13 protein-coding genes are annotated in these 18246 nt (G+C 45.8%); 3 read left to right on the top strand and 10 right to left on the bottom strand.

The features are described from left to right. Positions 1-88: 88 nt before the first annotated feature. From BN6539_RS17750 to BN6539_RS17715, 8 genes are all read right to left on the bottom strand, one after another. Complete coding sequence (locus BN6539_RS17750) at positions 89-1279, bottom strand: AfsR/SARP family transcriptional regulator (protein ID WP_082907596.1); 1191 nt, start codon at positions 1277-1279, stop codon at positions 89-91. 20 nt (positions 1280-1299) lie between these two features. Continuing rightward, positions 1300-2832 carry an amidohydrolase gene (locus BN6539_RS17745; RefSeq protein ID WP_067541460.1) on the bottom strand — a complete coding sequence of 511 codons (1533 nt, stop codon included), beginning with the start codon at positions 2830-2832 and terminating at the stop codon, positions 1300-1302. 22 nt (positions 2833-2854) lie between these two features. Next, positions 2855-4486: an amidohydrolase gene (locus BN6539_RS17740; RefSeq protein WP_197492894.1), complete on the bottom strand. Its 1632-nt coding sequence runs from the start codon at positions 4484-4486 to the stop codon at positions 2855-2857. 17 nt (positions 4487-4503) lie between these two features. Beyond that, complete coding sequence (nhaC, locus tag BN6539_RS17735) at positions 4504-5943, bottom strand: Na+/H+ antiporter NhaC (protein ID WP_067541458.1); 1440 nt, start codon at positions 5941-5943, stop codon at positions 4504-4506. A 9-nt stretch (positions 5944-5952) separates the two neighbouring features. Next, entirely contained in the window at positions 5953-6993 is a 1041-nt protein-coding gene (locus tag BN6539_RS17730) for a hypothetical protein (RefSeq protein WP_067541456.1), read from the bottom strand. Between the two features lie 21 nt (positions 6994-7014). Next, positions 7015-8154 (bottom strand): aminotransferase class I/II-fold pyridoxal phosphate-dependent enzyme, encoded by a 1140-nt coding sequence (locus BN6539_RS17725; RefSeq protein WP_067541454.1) that lies wholly within the window; start codon positions 8152-8154, stop codon positions 7015-7017. A gap of 12 nt (positions 8155-8166) precedes the next feature. Beyond that, a complete protein-coding gene (locus tag BN6539_RS17720; protein WP_067541452.1) occupies positions 8167-9180 on the bottom strand; it encodes an ornithine cyclodeaminase family protein in 1014 nt (337 codons plus the stop codon). A gap of 207 nt (positions 9181-9387) precedes the next feature. Next, on the bottom strand, positions 9388-10962 hold the full coding sequence (locus tag BN6539_RS17715) for a PucR family transcriptional regulator (protein WP_067541450.1): 1575 nt from the start codon (positions 10960-10962) through the stop codon (positions 9388-9390). Between the two features lie 167 nt (positions 10963-11129). Here BN6539_RS17715 and BN6539_RS17710 point away from each other — a divergent pair, with 167 nt between their 5' ends. The 3 genes from BN6539_RS17710 to BN6539_RS17700 are packed head-to-tail and all read left to right on the top strand — an operon-like array spanning position 11130 to position 14616. After that, the gene (locus BN6539_RS17710; protein ID WP_067541448.1) at positions 11130-12410 is read left to right on the top strand and encodes a purine-cytosine permease family protein; all 1281 of its coding nucleotides are present in this window, start codon (positions 11130-11132) and stop codon (positions 12408-12410) included. Next, positions 12394-13497: a DUF917 domain-containing protein gene (locus tag BN6539_RS17705; protein ID WP_067541446.1), complete on the top strand. Its 1104-nt coding sequence runs from the start codon at positions 12394-12396 to the stop codon at positions 13495-13497. Before BN6539_RS17710 ends, BN6539_RS17705 begins: the two co-directional genes overlap by 17 nt. A 9-nt stretch (positions 13498-13506) precedes the next feature. Beyond that, complete coding sequence (locus BN6539_RS17700; RefSeq protein ID WP_067541444.1) at positions 13507-14616, top strand: DUF917 domain-containing protein; 1110 nt, start codon at positions 13507-13509, stop codon at positions 14614-14616. Positions 14617-14951: 335 nt separating this feature from the next. Here the strand turns inward: BN6539_RS17700 and BN6539_RS17695 are convergent, their stop codons facing one another. Together BN6539_RS17695 and BN6539_RS17690 are read right to left on the bottom strand one after the other, a co-directional pair. Further along, positions 14952-17504 carry an ABC transporter permease gene (locus BN6539_RS17695; protein WP_067541442.1) on the bottom strand — a complete coding sequence of 851 codons (2553 nt, stop codon included), beginning with the start codon at positions 17502-17504 and terminating at the stop codon, positions 14952-14954. Between the two features lie 5 nt (positions 17505-17509). Next, positions 17510-18172, bottom strand: a complete 663-nt coding sequence (locus BN6539_RS17690; protein ID WP_067541440.1) for an ABC transporter ATP-binding protein — start codon at positions 18170-18172, stop codon at positions 17510-17512. Positions 18173-18246: the final 74 nt, after the last annotated feature.

Below are 18246 nucleotides of genomic sequence, written 5' to 3'. Positions count from 1 at the left end.
AGAGCTGAACTTCTTTAGAATTTTTAAGAATTAGAATAGACAATTCCAATTGTATAGACATAAAATTGTCTTACACATCCCATAATATTTACAGAAAATGTAATGTGTCTATTTTTTCATTGAGCAAATATTCAAAGGCTAATCTGGATACATCATCCATATTTTCTTTATCATGAATCTCAATAAATAATTTCCACTCCTGACAGACTGCAATAATCAGCCTGATAAAAGCGCGCGCAACCCGCACATCCGGTATAAGACAAACAGGATATGCCTCCATTTCACCTGCAATCTCTGGCTCAATATAGGCCAGAGCCTGCAGCTGATTTTCATCGAGATAGCTGCTGCAGGTGAATAGATTGCAAATTGACAGTTTTGAAACCACATCTGCCATCCAAAAATATTTGATCTGGCCGATGCAGTCAGAAACGACATGGATTTCGTCCTGTTCTCTTTTCCTTTTTTTGATTGTTCGCTGCCTGCTTTTCTCCTTTCTGCTCATCCTGCCCGCTAAATCCTTTTCTGACAGTTCAGCGGAAGCAGCTTTTATTTCCTCATATGCCTTTCGCAGTTTCTCAGAGGGTTCTATACCTAAGCCGCCAGCCAACCTGTTGCGGAATGTATTGTAATAGATAATGGCTTTACTTCGCTTTCCGGACCTGACGTAAAGGCGTATCATCATTAAAGCCATGTCCTCATCATAAGGTTCAATGTCGAGGATCTCTTTCAGGACCTCTTCACATTTTTCCGTATCACCCTCTTCCTCATAGAGTTCCGTCAGTCGTTTGAGAATTTTTACCCGTTGGTCTTCAAAATGGGTTCTTTCAAAAATAATGATTTCATTAAAGTCGTTACAATTGTTGAAGTAGCAGCCTTCCATAAAATCCCCGGCAAAGCTGGCCCGCAATGCCAAAAGACCCTCGATGGAGTCTTCCCTTCCCGGTTTGAATTTCATGATTTGCAGGATATCGCAATAGAAGATATATTTTTCATTGATACCACAACGCTCTTTATCGACATAGAGAAACTCCTCTCCATTTTCATCAGTCCCGATATTCTTTTTTATCATCCAGATATTGAAGCGAAGATTGTATTTAGCCGCATCTTCATTGCTGTCAGGCCATAGATAAGTGATGAGTTTTTCTCTGCTCAAATATTTATTCTGATTGAGGATTAAAAGACAGACCAAGGCTATGGTCTTATTTCCCAGACGTTCGGTGATGTCTTCCCCTTTGTATTCAAAATTTGCTTTTCCCAAAAAATATAGCTTCAGCATCATTGATTTCCCTCTTCCATTTGTCACAACCTGTTATAAATCAGTTCTCCTGACTTAATCGTCGATAAAACGCTCATATCCTGAATCTTCTCTTTTTTCGTCATCATAATATCGCCATCAAGTATAATCACATCAGCCAGCTTACCGACTTCCAACGTTCCCTTCTCTTCTTCTTCAAAAATAGCATAGGCGCCATTACAAGTATACATCTCCAGGGTTTCGTATACCGAAGCTCGATGGTACTCTACCTGATGATTTATCGCTGCACTGATCCCGATCAAAGGATTGAATTCCGTAATATCGCTGTCTGAACCGCCGCAGATACAGACTCCGCTGTCGATGATTTCCCGAAAGCAGTTGGTCCTCACATACCGCTCTCCCAACCTCTGTTCGTACATTTTCCCTTTGCCGCCCCAGTAAACCTCATAGGTTGGATTCATGGAAAAAATGATGCCCATCTCTGCAGCTCTTTCCATCTGTCTATCGTCAGACAGTTCAACATGTTCCAGACGATGACGCAGACCCCTGATTCCCGTATGATAAAGGGCAAATTCATGGGCATTCAGGGCCATCTCAATGGCCCTGTCCCCTATGGTGTACACAGAAAGCTGCATATTATTCCGGTAGCACTCTGTGACAAATTCATTTAATTCCGGCTGAGAAAAGCGCAGACTGCCCATGCGCCCCGGACAATCGGCATACTCAAAGGAAAGCGCTGCCGTTCTGGCGCCCATGGTGCCATCAATGTACAAGCTCCCTCCAATTCTGTTGAGATAGAGATTTTTAATCTTTTCGATATCCATGGATTGATAGAAGAGGGCAATGTCCACAGGAAACTCCTCACTGTATTCATAGATAAAATCTGCATCTTTATCGCTGTACATGTTTCCGCCTTCCATAGCGTTAATCGTCGTAATGCCTGTTGAAAGGAGCTGCGGCATCAGGCGGCTCACTGCCTCCCTTCTCTCTTTATCAGGGATGTGATCGAGAATATTGGTACGAAGTGTCGCATTGGCCTTTCCGCGAAAAATTCCTGTCGCTACGCCCTGACTATCCATTTCTACTCCTTCTATGGAAAATGGTATTTTAAAATAAAGGAGGCCATAAGTGTTCAGCATACTCACTTGATAATCCAAGCTGTTGATCCATACGGGCACGTTGCTGCAGTATTGGTCCAACACCAGACGATCCGGCAAAATCCCTTCTCGCAGCTGCCCGACTTCCAAGCGGATGCCGATGATGCTTTCCCCCGGCTTTTCCATTGATGCCTGTCTAATCTTCTCACCGATTTCTTCGAAGCAGCAGACTTCGCGCAGATCTAAACTCTGAGAATTAATAGCTGTCTGCACTACGTGAAAGTGGCTGTCGATGAAACCAGGCAGTACGGTCCCTCCCTTCGCATCAAGTATCAGCCCGGCCTGTTCAGCCATGGGTTCATACTGATTGCCTCCTCCGATAGCGGCAATGCGTCCATCCTTGATTGCAAGCCAGTCTGCCGTTTCACGGTTTTTCATGGTCATGCATTTTCCATTTTTAATAATGATATCTGCCTCCACAGAAGCGCCTCCTGTCCTTCCCTTAACTTCGCGTAAATACTTGTCTGCCGGCAATAAAGGTTTTTTCCACGACGATATCCTTTAAATCATCTTCGGCTATTTTAAAGAGATCTCTGTCCAAAACTGCTAAATCAGCAAACTTTCCACGCGTAAGAGTTCCCAGTACTTCCTGCTGCCCCGTAGCATAGTGAACGTTTTTTGTATACGCACAGACAGCTTCATATACGGACAATTTTTCGTCAGGGTAGTAACCATCTGGCGGATAACCGTCAAAATCCTTTCTGGTCACAGCAGCGTAGATGCCTTTGATCGGATCATAAGTTTCTACTGGGCAGTCGGAACCGCCGGTGATAATCATTCCCGCATCCTGCAGAGTTTTCCAGGCGTAAGTTCCCTTTTCTCTCTCAGTTCCAATCCGTTCACCAATCCAGTGGAGATCTGTACACAGGAAGATCGGCTGAATATCCAGTACCAGTGGCAGCTGTTTCATGCGCTCCACCAATTTCTCATCAACCATCTGCACATGGATGATGCGGAACGGCAGTCTCTCCGCCATCTCTCCATCTGTCATACCATTTTTTCGAGCGTTTTCTAAAGTCTTCTCAATGGCCGTCAGTGTCATATCCAGCGCTCTGTCTCCAATCGCGTGAATGGCTGGCTGCAGTCCTTTCTCATAACCTGTCATCACCTTGTCGATCAAAGTATCCTGATTGCAGACGACAAAGCCGACGTTGCCCGGATCATCTGCGTATGGCTTTCGCAAAGCTGCCGATCTGGAACCCAGCGACCCGTCGGAAAAAATCTTGTATGCCCCAAACTGTACCAGTCTGTACGGATTCGCTTTCTGCGCCTCTGTCAAGATCTCCGGCTCAAAGAGTTCGTCAATGCAGACCGTAATACGTACAGGCAGCCTGCCTTCTCTATCCAAAGCTCGGTACGCCTCGATATCCTCATTATAGCGCCAAATTTTGGCCGCATAAGTGTGGATGGTGGTGATTCCTTTTTCTGACATATCCGCCAGGACTTCTGTCATAATCCGTTCTCTTTCCTCTGGATCTTCCAGTGGATCAGGGATAATCTCATCAAAGACCTTCGTACTCTGTTCCCGCAGAATGCCACTTGGGGTTCCGTCTTCTTCAAATTCCACGATGCCGCCGGCCCCTCCATCATAACCAGGACCCACGCCTGCAAGCTCCAAAGCCTTTGTGTTGGCGACCAAGGCGTGAAGACAGCATCTTCTGATGACGATAGGATGCTCCGTGCTGATTCGATCCAGATCTCTGCGTGTTGGAAAACGATTTTCCTTCCACTTGGTTTGGTCAAAATTGACGCCTTTGATCCACTTTCCCTTTTCCACAACCGCTGCTTTGGATGACATCAGCTTTACCATCTCTTCAATGCTTTTGGCCCCTGCCAGATCAACCGCTGTCTGGTTCTGGCAGTATGCATACATATGCAGATGAGAATCTGCCATACCGGGTATGACGGTCTTTCCCTGTAAGTCGATGACCTGTTCGCTTTCGTATAACGCCGCTTCTTTATTACTACCCGTGAAGACAATCAAGCCGTCCTTGATTCCCAGCGCCTCTACGCGGCTGCCCTCTCTTTCCATCGTATAGATGTTTCCATTCAAAAATGTCATGTCAAATTTCATCTTTCCCCTCCTCCTTCTTATACTGCTTTTTTCTTTCTCACAGTACCGCCGTCTTCTCTCCACACGAAGAGTCCGGTGACGGCATAGAAAGCCGCAATGATTGGAACCAGCCACAGCAGAACAGCATATGGTGCATAATCAAAGGTACTGACGCCCAATACGCCTGAAAAATATACGCCGCCTAAGGTCCAAGGGAGCAGCGGATCCAGGCAGATTCCAGAATGCTCACAGGTTCTGGAAGCTACGGTCTTTTTGATTCCCAGCTTCTCATATCCGGCGATAAACATTCTGCCCGGAATCAGGATTGCCACATAAGGGCTGGCGGAAAGCATGATGGTAAGGAATCCTGCAGCCATGTGGGTCAGAATCAAGTTTCTGGCATTCTTCGTAATGGCCTGGGCGCTGAAGAGCAGAGTGTTGAGAACACCGGTTTTCTCTAGTATGCCGCCGTAGGACAAACCAAGATATCCGATTGATACGGTCCACATCATGGACTGCAGCCCCCCTCTGTTCATCAGCTTATCTACATCAAAATTGCCAGTCTCAATGACATAGCCGTAGTTCATATATGACATCATGTCCACGATGGAATATCCCTGAAAAATGATAGCGATGATCATGGCGGACATAGCGGACGCTACGATGGTCGCCAGAGCGTTCATCTTTCGCAGAGCCATAACTAATACCAGAACCATCGGAACCAGACTGATTAAAGCGTGTCCTGGGTCCAGCTTAAAGTTCTCGGATAATACCTTCATCACTTCGTTGACCGCCGCGCTGTCGGCGTTTCCGCCGGCAAAACGGAAGCCCAATACCGTAAATACGACCAATGCAATGATATAGGCTGGCAAAGTGGCCGTGGCCACGCTTTTGATATGGTCAAAAATATTCACTTCGCAAGTACCAGAGGATAGATTTACAGTATCGGAAATCGGCGACAGCTTATCGCCGAAGATGGAGCCGCAAACCACAGCGGCGGCTGTCATGGCGTCAGGTACACCTAAACCGCCTCCGATGCCCATCAGAGCGACACCAAAAGTGGCCGCCGAACCCCAGGAGGTTCCTGTGCAAAGTGTTGCCAGCGCACAGACTACAGATGCCGTCAACAAGAAAATTGACGGGGAGATGATCTGTAATCCGTAGTAGATTAGTGTAGGAATGGTACCCGCTGCAATCCAGGCCGGAATCATGACGCCGATGAACATCAGAATCATCATGGATATGGTGGCAATTTTGCAGCCGTGGATGATGCCTTCTTCTATAAGGGCAAACGGCGTCTTATTGAAAATCAGCAGTAATATGATTGCAACTACAGCAGCAAATACCAGTGTCATATGTACGTCAGGTTCTCCCACAGTTACTAGTTGTATCAGAAAACAGGCAGCTAAAAACAATACTATAATAATTGACACGGCCAGTGAAGGCTGTTTCAGATCTTTTCTTTCTTCGTTTTCCATTTCTTCCTCCTATTCTATCGCCTGACAGTTCTCCAGAACTCTGATTAAATCAATGAATACGCCATAACCAGTCTGCGTCGTTTCCAGTCCGTACTGTACCATGGTCAGTCTGCCCATCAAATCGGTATCAATGGAAACTACAGCCACCACGTCAGAGCCTGCAAAGGCATCATCTGCTTTTATCTCGCTGGGCTTTACGATGCCCACAACTTTCCCGTCTTCAATTTTTCCCTTGCAGAGCAGTTTCACTTTGCAGCCGTGCTCTGCTGCTCGCTGGATATCCTCTGCTGTCACTTCTTCGATGCCAGTTCTGTCGATTTGATCTGGCGTAATCCCCGCATCCATCAGGACATTGAGCAGGGCCGTCAATTTTGCTGCTGCATCCCAGCCCTTCATATCCATGGAAGCGTCGGCTTCCATAAAGCCGCCTCTGCGTCCATTTTCCATGATGACGTCCATCGGTACGCCCTTTGTCATCTCTTCCAGCACGTAATTTGTCGTGGCATTGAGAATCCCCTTTACCTCTGAAATCTTACAGTATTGCAGACAGTTGTCTGCCATATTGAACACCGGTGTACCGGCCATGACGGTGGTTTCATAGTAAAAACAAACGCCCTTCTCTTTTGCCAAGTCCCGTAATTCCCTGTAGGCCCAGGCAATGGGACCTTTGTTGGCTGTAATGGCATGTTTGCCGCGGTTCATGGCGCCTTTGATATGGTCGATGGCCGGCTGTCCTGTGCGGATATTGATCGGTGTCAGTTCCAAAACCACGTCATAGTCTGCCTTTTCTACAACCTCCATGGTGTTCATTTCTGAATACCACGGCCCACTTACATCAAAATGTCCCAATTCTTCTACCTGACGAGTGGCTTCCTGCAGATCAATGCCTTGTGGGCAGATCAACGTGCCCCTGCTGCCTGTGGTAATTGCCGTCACCTGTACGTCATATCCGGTTTTTTCCATGATCTCCTGATGTTTTTCTATCAGAATTCTCGAAAATGCCTTCCCTGCAATGCCAAATCCAAGCATTGCTACTGAAAATTGTTTCATCGTATTCTCCTTTCTCAACAGTTACTCTAAGGTCTTCAAATAATCACTGAGGGCGTCTAGACTCTCCTGCAGTTGATTTCGGTCAGTGAAGCCGCCGTAACCCAGACGGAAGGCAGGTTCTTCATCAAAACAAGCTCCGTGACAGAGCAGAATTCTGGCTTTCTCCATTGCGTCCACTGCCATATCCGTAGATGTAATATCATAATCATAGCGTATGAGGCAGGTCGTCCCCTTGGCATCCCCATGAAGACTGAGATGCGGCTGGGTCTTCACCCAATCGTAAACCATCTGTTTGTTAGGCGCCAATATGGATCTGGCTCTTGCCCATACCTTCTCGTAGTTTTCCATGGCGATAGCGCCCACGATTTCATCAATAATGCCGCAGCAGATCGTGTTATAGGACCTTCTGTTCTCGAAGTTCTTGTACGCGTATTCATCTTTCGTCACGATCCAGCCGATTCTGGTTCCTGCCATAGAGAACATCTTTGACAGACTGCTGACGCTGATAGCTTTGTCGTAACCGAAGTCCAGAATAGACGGCATGTAGGTCTCATCCATCCCTCTGTAGATTTCATCGCAGAGGATGTATGCATCCACACTTCTAGCAATTTCCACCAGTTCTTGCAAACCGTCTTCATAGAGGGTTGCACCCGTCGGATTGTTCGGATTGGACAGAGCGATCAGCTTGGTATTTCCATCGACAGCTTTGCTCAATTCTTTCATGTTCAACAGGTATTCTTCCTCTTCTTTTAGTTGGACGATTCTCGTCTCAATGCCCATAGATTTTGGAATATCATAGTGCTGCTGGTAAGTCGGTTTGATGACTACGATGTTGTCCCCTTTCTCCAGCAATCCCATGATGACGATATCGTTAGCGCCAGTACCGCCGTGAACCATCATCACGTGTTTGGGATCTACGTCAGCTTTGGGATAAAGACCGGCGACGGCTTTCTTCACTCTCGGCGAGCCAGTAGAATCGCCGTGATGATAGTGGAGACTCATGGTGCTCAAGTCTTTCAAAAAAGCATTTTCATCCTGTTCTGTCACTCTGAAAAGTTCGTCCATAGTCAAAGCTTTGACGCAGCTGGTGCCAAAATTATGCTCTGCTTTGGAATCCATAGGGTTCAACCACTGTTCTACTAAAAAATCTGCTAATATCATTCTTCTATCCTCCTACATTTCAACTTCAATACCCATATGCGCTTTTTTTGCTTTTGCGATTGCCGCCTTTGCCGCTGCCAAATCCAAGATGTAAAGGCCCGTGGCGTCAAAGATGGTTGTTTCATCGCTGTTTTCTCTGCCGGAAATCTTGCCGCAGAGCAGATCACCGATTTCACCCAGGATATCTGCTTCTCTGATGACCCCCTCAAGCAGCGGAAGTTCCATCTCGCCTACCCTGATACATTGCTCTTTGTCGTCGGCGTAAATCTTCGCTCCTGCAAAAATGGCACTCTCAATTTCCTGTTTGGTTTCCATGTCAGACCCCAGACAGCTGAGGTGCGTACCTGGTCTTATCCACTCTTTTTTAATCAGCGGGTTTCTTGATGGCGTCACAGTGATGATCGCGTCACTGCAGCGAACTGCCTTCTCAATGGATCTTTCGGCCAGGAACACGGTCTGATCTGCCTGAATGTCAAAGTCTTCGTGCAGGATTTTTCTCATATTAGAAGCCAAGGTTTCGGCCTGTTCAAAACTGAGAGGATCCACAATATAGACTTCTTTGATATTTGGCCGTAACAGCAATGTTGCAGCAATCTGGAATGGGGCTTGTTTGCCTGCTCCCAAGAGCATCAGGGTTTCTGCATCCTTCCTCGCTAAACTGTCCACACCGATGGCGCCTGCAGCACCGGTTCGCATGCAGGTAATATAAGATGCATCCATGATGCCGATGGGAATCCCCGTGTTGGAATCGTAGACCATCATGATACCGTTAAACGGCGCCAGCCCTTTCTCCCGATTTTCCGGGAAATTATTGAGCATTTTCAGTCCATGAAGCTGCTCTCCTTTGACGTAACCAGAACGAATATCCATGGCAGCATGTTCCTCTTCAAACTCGTAGTTGACGAGCGGCCAGATAACCGTTTTCCCTTGGGATTTCAGTTTATAGACCTTTCGCACCTCCTGAATGACCTCTCTCATGTCGATTACTTTTTTGATTTCTTCTCTCTTTAAGATCAATACACTCATATTCATCACTCCTTCCGTTTCTTAACTCTGATTGTACGCTGTATCCGTTTCTATTGATGTGTATTGGGCTTTTAAACGACCGATAATTATAAAAAAATTCTTTCAATTCCCATAAACGGTTTTTAAACCGGATATAAAAATGCGCACATAAAAAAAGATGCCTCGGAATTTTCCGTCAGACATCTTTGATATTTTCTTTCATTGCTATTATGCATTTTGTGCGTTGATACGATATAACGAGACAGCAACATAGATATCGTATGCCATAGGCATCTTTGCAAGATCAAAGCCCAAAAGACTTTTTATTTTATTTAATCTGTATAAAACAGTATTCCTGTGAACGAAAAGTATTTCTGAGGCTTTCTTGAGTTCTGAGGCTGCATCTAAGAGATAGGCGGATAGAGTAAGCATAAGATCTATGTCCTTGTCATCAAGTACAGGTCTTAACAGATTACAGTAATACTCTTTCTCTGCGCTCACTGAATTGTGGAGATCCAAAATTCGCAAAGCATATCGCATATCCTCAGCAGTAAAACACTTTTTATGTGGATAAATACCTCTAGCCGTATTCTTTACCTTTGAATATTCCCTGAGAAATTTGCCCAATTCTTCAAATAGCGTTTCTGTGTGATAGTATGTATAGAAAGGAATAAAGGATCGCTCATTGAGAATCTCTTTTAAGTCCTCCTCCAAAAGTTTGTTTTTGACAGCCATTTCATTTTGATAGAGAAGAATGACGTGGGTTCCATGAAGGTCTGCAATCAGCGGTATAGAGGACTTGGCAAAAAGCAATCTGACTTCTGCCAGGAAGGACTGTATTTCTTTTTCTGGTGTAAAATCTCTCACTTCTGCAATCATTGCTTCGTTGTATAGTTCTGCTTTTAAATGTGTAAGCTGGCAGATATGTCTGACCAAATGCTGCTTTCCATCAAAGAGGGCCGGAATTACAGCTTCTTTCGTGGAGACATTCAGGTTGTAATGCCATAGAGCAGTAAACAGCTGGATGATTTCCACTACTTCACTCATGATACCTGAATAAAGTATTTCATTTTTTGAGGCGGCATACAAAACCAAAGTATTATCGTCCTTTTCTACGAAGGGCGTGCGAAAAAAAACTCCGTCCTCCTGATTTTTTACTACGGTATGGTCAGTAAAGGGATCATCTGAAAAAGCCTCTTTTACGATTTCGAAATTCAGATAATTACTTGCCGGCCAAAAGGATGAGGCGATCAGATGATATTGTCTGTCGCAGAGGAAGAAGCTGGCTTTGGCATAATCACTGGCAATTTGTAATGCAAGGGATGGCGTCCTTACAGCCTCCGGTGTCTGCGACAACCGTTCTATGGTACTGCTGACAAAGTAATGATTAACCTTTCGGTCATAAAATATGGCTTCCATTACATCACCGATCACATCACTGTACTTCAGTCCCATATCTTTTCCTGGCAGCAGAATAATCGGAAAATTGAGCAGATCTGCCGTTTCCAACAGTTTAGCGTCTATATTGCCCAATATCATATCCGCATAAAACAGTACAAGGCCCACATCTCCATTATGTTTGCTTTTTCGAAGAAACTGACATTGTGCATCTACATCATCTTTCAGGCAAAACAAAGCTGACACTAACAGTTCATTGGGGGTCATGATATCCTCTTCCATGCCATCTTCAAATTCCAAAACTGACACTGTCGTCACAATGCTGCTGAGTCCTTTGTGTCCAGCAATGACCTTGCCAAGACTCAATGACGGCAATTTCAGACAGTCTCTCAATGTTACACTCATAGCTTTTACCTCCCCGTTGACTTTATCCTACCACATCACTGAAGTATTCACAATGTATTTGTGCACGATCACTAAAAATAAAGAAATTCTTATTCTTCAGTTCAAAGACAAAATAATCTGAAAATGATACACTCCTTTTAATCATCATCTTGAAAGGAGTTAACACTATGGAAAATAACAATAGACATGTTGAAGCCAACGCACTTACTCCCATACCAGCAAAAGAAAGGCAGGGATGGGTCTCCCTTGCTCTGGTACAGGCCGGGATCTGTGTCTGTGCATCCTCTTTTTTAGAGGGCGCACTGCTGGCAGAAGCGATGCCTCTTGGCGAAGCCATTCTCGCAGGTACACTGGGTAATTTGATCGTGGTCGTATTGATGACAATTATCGGCTTTCAAGGGTCTGACCTGGGCATCGCCTCCTGTACACTCTCTGAATCTTCTTTCGGCAAGAAAGGCGCAAGATATCTAGTCAGTGTAGTATTTGCTATCAACCTCATCGGTTGGTTCGGTATAACCAATGAAATCTGCGGCGACGCATTTACTAACTTCATGGCAGAAACCTTTGGTTTACATATCCCACTTATCGCTTCAAACATATTGTGGGGCATGATTATGCTGATTACCGCCGTATATGGTATGCGGGCGATGGAAAAACTCAACGCCATTTCTATCCCATTTCTTTTAATCGTCATGGCTGCAGGTACTTATCTGGCCTTCCGCCAGTACGGATTTGAAGCCGCAACGGCAGAAGTGGAGCGAAGCATGTCATTTATGGCCGGCGTCAGTCTTGCCTTTGATTTCTACGCCGTAGGAGTGGTAACAGCCGCTGATGTTGCAAGATTTCAAAAAAACAGAGCAGAAACTGCTAAATCAACCATTCTGGGCGTATTACCGGTAGCTGTCATCACACTCTCTCTGGGCGCTGTTTTAACCAAGATATCGGGAGAGTATGACATCAGTCTGGTTTTGATCCAGGTAGGTCTTCCTGTCATTGGAATTCTCTCCATCATTTTGTCCACATGGACGACTAACTCATCTAATATCTACAGCGGTGGCTTGGATGTGGTCATGGCCTTCAACCTGCCAGATAACAGAAGGCGTGAGGTTACCGTCGTTGCCGGAATCATAGGAACGCTGCTGGGTGCCTTTGGAATATTAGATCATATCGAATCCTTCTTAAGTTTTCTGGCATTCCTAGTGTGTCCGGTAGGCGGCGCTATGATGGCAGATTACTGGCTGGTAGGGAAAGGCAATCCAAAAAAATGGCATTCTGTAGAAGGTATAAACTGGGCAGGTATTATAAGCTGGGGCATCGGTGCCGTTCTCGCATATTTGGTCGGATACGCATATACAGGTATCCTCTTTTCACTGGCCGTATATTACATTGCTGAAAAGTTCATTCCATCAAAGTCCAGGGAGGGAAATAAAAATGAAAAAGTTATATAAGGAAGACATCATCGATCTGCTCTATGGCTGTGCCGTCCTGGGAACGGGAGGCGGCGGCAGTCTGACAGAGGGACTTGCAATGATGAAAGAGGACTTTGAACAAGGCCGTAGCCTGCAATTGGTATCACTAGACGAAATTCCAGACGATGCAATCGTAGCTTCTCCCTACGGATGCGGCGCACCGTCTGCTTCTTCTAATCCGGAGAACCGCTTCCAGGGTCTTCCCCGCGTGAAAGGTTCACCAGCAGTTTTAGCTTTTCAAAGTTTGGAAGAATTTCTGGGGAAAAAAATCTTTGCTGTATCATCTACGGAACTAGGCGGCATGAATACGGCCGAGGCATTACATGTTGCCTGCCTTCTGCATCTTCCCTTAGCCGATGGAGATCCGGCAGGCCGGTCTGTGCCGGAACTGATTCACTCCACTTTTTATTTAAAAGGAGTACCTATCACCCCTTTGGCGGCGGCGACAAACTTTGGCGACATCATCATATTAAAGGACGTCGTAGATGATTTCCGGGCAGAGTCTCTAGTCAGAGCTATGGCTTGTGTCAGCGGTGATGAAATCAGTGTGTGTGACCACCCGATGAGGGGTAAAGACTATGCTGCATCTGTTATCCCCGGTGCCATTTCCTATGCCTGGGAAATAGGAAAAATCGGCAGAAAGGCCTTGGAAAATGGCTTAGATGTAGCGGAATCTATTGCAAAATCAATGGACGGCTGCTTGCTGTTTCGGGGGATTGTAGCAGATCTGCCTTGGGAATGCCGCGATGGATTTGACTACGGAGAGATTTTCCTGGACGGCATCAAAGAATACAGTAGTGAAAAATACAGAATCACTTTTAAAAACGAAAATATCGCATCCTATCGAAACGGCAAAATCGACGTCACCGTACCGGATCTTATCTGCATGGTTGACAACGAAGGGCAGCCTATGACAACACCGGATTTCAGCGTCGGTAATGAGATGAATGTCTTCGCTCTGCCTGCTCCTGAAATATGGACGACAGAGAAAGGACTTTCTATCTTTGGCCCCCGCTACTTCGGCATTGATACAGATTACATTCCATTTTATGAAAGAAAACGTTAGGAGAAAACTATGAAAGAATTAAATAAACAAGATATGATAGATTTATTGTACGGCTGTACCGTCCTGGGAACGGGCGGCGGCGGCAAAATTGAACACGGTTTTGACATTATGAAAGAGGATTTTGAAATGAACAGAACTCTGATGCTTGCTGATTTAGATGAAATCCCCGATGACGCATACATCACCATTCCCTACGGCTGCGGGGCTCCTGCCGCTGTAGGTGCAGAGCTTCCACCAGATCTTGACAGGCTTCCAAAAGTCGAGGCCTCGGCTGTCGTTGCTTTTCAGACCTTGGAGAAGGAGATCGGACATAAATTCTTTGCAGTGTCATCTTCTGAGCTGGGTGGTATGAACACGGCAGAGGCCTTACATATCGCCTGTCTCCTGGGCATTCCTCTGGCAGACGGCGATCCAGCGGGCCGCTCTGTGCCGGAACTGTCACAGTCCACTTTTTATCTCAAGGGACTGCGAAGCGACCCGATGGCCGTGGTCACAAAGTTTGGCGAAGTCATGATTTTGAAAGATATGATTGACGACTTTCGCATTGAAACTCTGGTACGATCTATTGCCACAGTCAGCGGCGACGATATCAGTGTCTGTGATCATCCTATGACAGGTAAGCAATATCGTGAAGCCATCATTCCTGGTGCTATCAGCTATGCTCTTGAAATCGGACAATTGCTTCGCAAAGCCCAGGAGACTAATACATCAGGTCTGACGGTCACTGCTCAGATTGCCTCCAAGATGGGAGGGAAAGTTCTTTTTCACGGCACAGTCACTGACATGCCGTGGGAACTTCGTGATGGTTTCCAGTTTGGTGACATTTATCTGGCAGGCATTGATGCTTACCAGGGGGAGGAATATCAGATTACTTTCAAGAATGAAAACATCGCATCTTATCGAAATGGATCGATCGATATTACTGTGCCGGATCTCATCTGCATGATTGATAAGAATGGACTTCCTATGACCACGCCGGATTTCCAAATCGGTGATGAGATGAATGTTCTGGCGCTCCCTGCTCCAGAAATGTGGCGGTGCCAAAAAGGACTAGAAGTCTTTGGCCCTAGATATTTCGGTATCGATGCAGACTACGTGCCCTTTGACAGCAGTAGGTAACCTGCTCTCTAATGAAAAGGAGCTATCACATAATCCCTTTTGTGATAGCCCCTCTTTCATTTCTATATGTACTTCTGAGGTTCCAAAGTCCACGATTTCATCATTGTAATAGTACTAGATTTCTCATGTGCATGCTTTAACAGCCATAAATAAATCAAATCCCTCTTTTCTTTATCACTCATTTTATCACTCATAATTCCCTCCCGACAGTTTAAGCTGTCTCAGTTTTTTCTATAACCCCTTTTGACAGTTCAATTATACAGAAAATTTATGTAGTATATAGGTATGATTTTGTGATGAAACGGTGAACGATGTCTTACGAAATTATTACGATATTACTCCGTATAACAGCGCAGCCGCTCGATGATACTTTCCTTCTCCGCTTTTTTATACATCAGAAGCGGCACGCAGATACAGATCAAAAACAAGGCGCCGATGCAGACTGCCAGCCCGGTCCACGGATAGCTGAACACAAAATAGGTGATTCTCTGCTTCATAATCCATCGGAGAGCGAACAGGGCGCCGCTTCCCGCAGTCATAGTCACCGCTGTTACGATAAGACTGTAGAAGAGGCCTTCCATGAGCAATATTTTTCGCAGCTGCCTGCGTGTCTGTCCAATGCTCTCCATGACGGCAAATTCTCTTCTCCGCATGGTCAGCCCTGTCATTGTTACGTTGACGTAGTTGACCAGACCCATGAGAATTAAAATAGCGCAGAGTGCACCCAAAACGATCCTGCTGGATGTGATATAATCTTTGGCCGATTTCATCACGTCAGATTTCGCATTAAGCAGCAGCATCTCTTGTCCTGCCGTATTTGCGCCCAGCTTACTTTTCTGCTGCAGATTCTGATTGTAATCTGCAATATATCCGTTCAGCTTTTTCTTCAGCAGCGGTTCCAGTTCTGGTCTGACATTGAGCTCGATACCGAAGGTCTGCTCGGTCAAGTTCATCTTTTGAAAGGTTTCTTCACTGGTGAGAAGGTATAAGATACCGCCGCCGTTCCAAGTGGTCTTAAACTTAGGCAGACCCTTCTTCGTAAAATCCAGATAACCGCTGCAGGAAAGACTGGTTGTCTTTTTTCCTGCCAAGTTATAGATATTCATGGGCATACCGATGGTTTTCTTACTCTTTTCCGTCATAATTTTGGATAAATTGTGATAGTGTAAGATAATAAATCCGTCTCCGTCCAACACTTGATCCACGTCTACGGTCAATTCCTCTTTTTCAGTAAAAGTCTTAATCTGATGCAGAATATCGTCACTCAAAGCCTGCACGACAAAGGTAATGGATGTCTTGTCTTCATATCCCCAGGTGGCGATCCGCGGCGCAAGGGCCTCTTCGTCGGTGAAGACTCTGCCATAGCCGCCGTGAACCACTTCTTCCTCTTTAATGCCGGGCAGATTCTCTACTTTTTCCTTTAGATCATCTTTTAAAAAAACATCCTGATCACTGTAACTTTCTACCTGCATGGCAGTCATATGGGATATGATGCTGAAATCAGCATTCTCATAATTAATCCGATTGGTTTGATCGGTTCCCTTAGAAAGAACCACTGCGCCAAGAGAAATGGTAATCCCCAAAAATAGTGACAGTACGGTGATAAAGAATCGCTTGCGAAAGCGGAAAATATTTCTCCAGGCCATATGAGCGGCATTTCCGCCGTTCAACGCCCGACTCTCTTTTTTCTTGCTTTCCGTCACCTGCTCCGTATACTTCGCCGCTTCCACAGGAGACATTTTGATGACCTTTCTCATGGCCATGGCAGCACTGAAAAAGGTTACCGCAGCGCCAAAGACAATAGAGGAAATCAAAATACAGGGTTTAAACGCGATCATAGCCGACGCGCTGCCCAGACCATAAAGATACATGCTGGAAAGCAGCTTTGGTATTAGTAGCAAGGTCACTGCACTGCCAGCAGCCGTACCGATGATACAGCCCCAGAGGACCGTCCTCGCCACCTGACGGTAAACGATACGCCGCAGCTGATATTTTGTAGTCCCTAAGGTCTTCAGCAGACCGTACTGACGAATATCCCGGTTTAGGGAAATCTGCAACACGTTGTTCAGCAGCAGATATGCGCCGATTAAAATCACTGCCACCAGTAATAACGCGGTGTCAAAACCGCCCGCTAAGTCGTAGACGGATTGATAGGACATGGAATTTCCGCCGAAGAATTGCTGGGTATCGTCTCTCATGGGCACATCGTCATACAGCTTCTCTTCTATCAATTCATCTTCCAGCCGATCATTCTGCTGGATCAGAAGAAGAGAGTTCTCTGCCCTGTCGATAGCCAAGGTATCCAAGAGCTTCTGAGAACAAAATCCCCGCGGCGGCGCCACAGAAGGATCCACATACTCCGTATAATACCCTGAAAGACGAAAGGTTTTCTCAATCGTTTTCCCGCTGTCCAGTTTCAGCTTTACCTCTATTTTCATATTCAGTTCCGGTTCTTCTATACCGATCTGCGTCAATGCCCGCATCGGCAGCATCAGTTCGTCTTCTTCTGACGGATAAGCACCGTGGATATCAGTATAGGCGGGACGCTGCATGATCTCATAGGCATTCTCGTCTAAAACCTCACAGGTAAAAGCATCGGCAGTTCCCAGATATACAGAGGTTCCAGTCTCCTTGATATAACTGAGAGCGTTAATCATATCTGTTTGTTTTTCTGTGGGCCGCTCCAAGGTCGTATAAGCTGCCGTACCGGCATTTCTCATATATAGCAGATAATCTGCTTCAATTTTGCCGATAGAGAGGCTGAAGACGCCGAAGAGCATGATGACGACAAAAGCCACCGCACCGATGAGAATCCGGTTTCGCCCCCGATTCTCTCTGTAACTTTCCAGGGCAAGCAGGCGGATGATCTCTTGATTGTTATTTCTCATCCCTCTCACCTGACCTTCCCATCTTCGATGCGAATCATCCGATCTGCCATCTGGGCGATTTCCTCGTTGTGGGTGACGACCACGATGGTCTGATTGAATTTAGCGGCGCTGGCCTTTAACAAACCTACCACCTCGATGCCCGTCTTTGAATCCAAATTACCCGTAGGCTCGTCGGCTAAAATAACTGCCGGCTTCATGGACAGAGCCCTGGCGATGGCCACTCTCTGCTGCTGCCCGCCTGATAAAGTACTTGGCATACTGTACAATTTCTCCCGCAATTTTAAACTGTCCACAATCTGGTCGAAGAAATTCAAATCCTGTCCCAAACCGTCCAGCTTCAAGGGCAGGGTAATATTCTCGCTGACATTGAGAATGGGCAGCAAATTGTAGTTCTGAAAGACAAAGCCGATGTTCCTTCTGCGAAAGACGGTCAGCTCTTCATTTTTTAGCTCAGCCAAATTTCTCTCTCTGACGATTATCTCACCGCTGGTGGGATAATCCAGGCCGCCCAGCATATTGAGCAGCGTCGTCTTGCCGCTTCCAGAAGAGCCGATGATCGCCACAAATTCCCCTTCCGCTATAGAGATATTGACGCCGTCTAAAGCTCTTACTTCACCTGACGGTGCCTGGTATATCTTCTTTAAGTCCGTTGTTTTTAGTATTTCCATTTCTGACCTCCTATTGCCTTATATGTTCATCATAGCAGCAACTACTAACAAACTAATCACAAACATAAAAAAAC

The sequence above is a fragment of the Emergencia timonensis genome (genome assembly GCF_900086585.1).
Classification (GTDB): Bacteria; Bacillota; Clostridia; order Peptostreptococcales; family Anaerovoracaceae; genus Senimuribacter; species Senimuribacter timonensis.
This window is presented reverse-complemented; position numbering and strand designations above follow the sequence as displayed.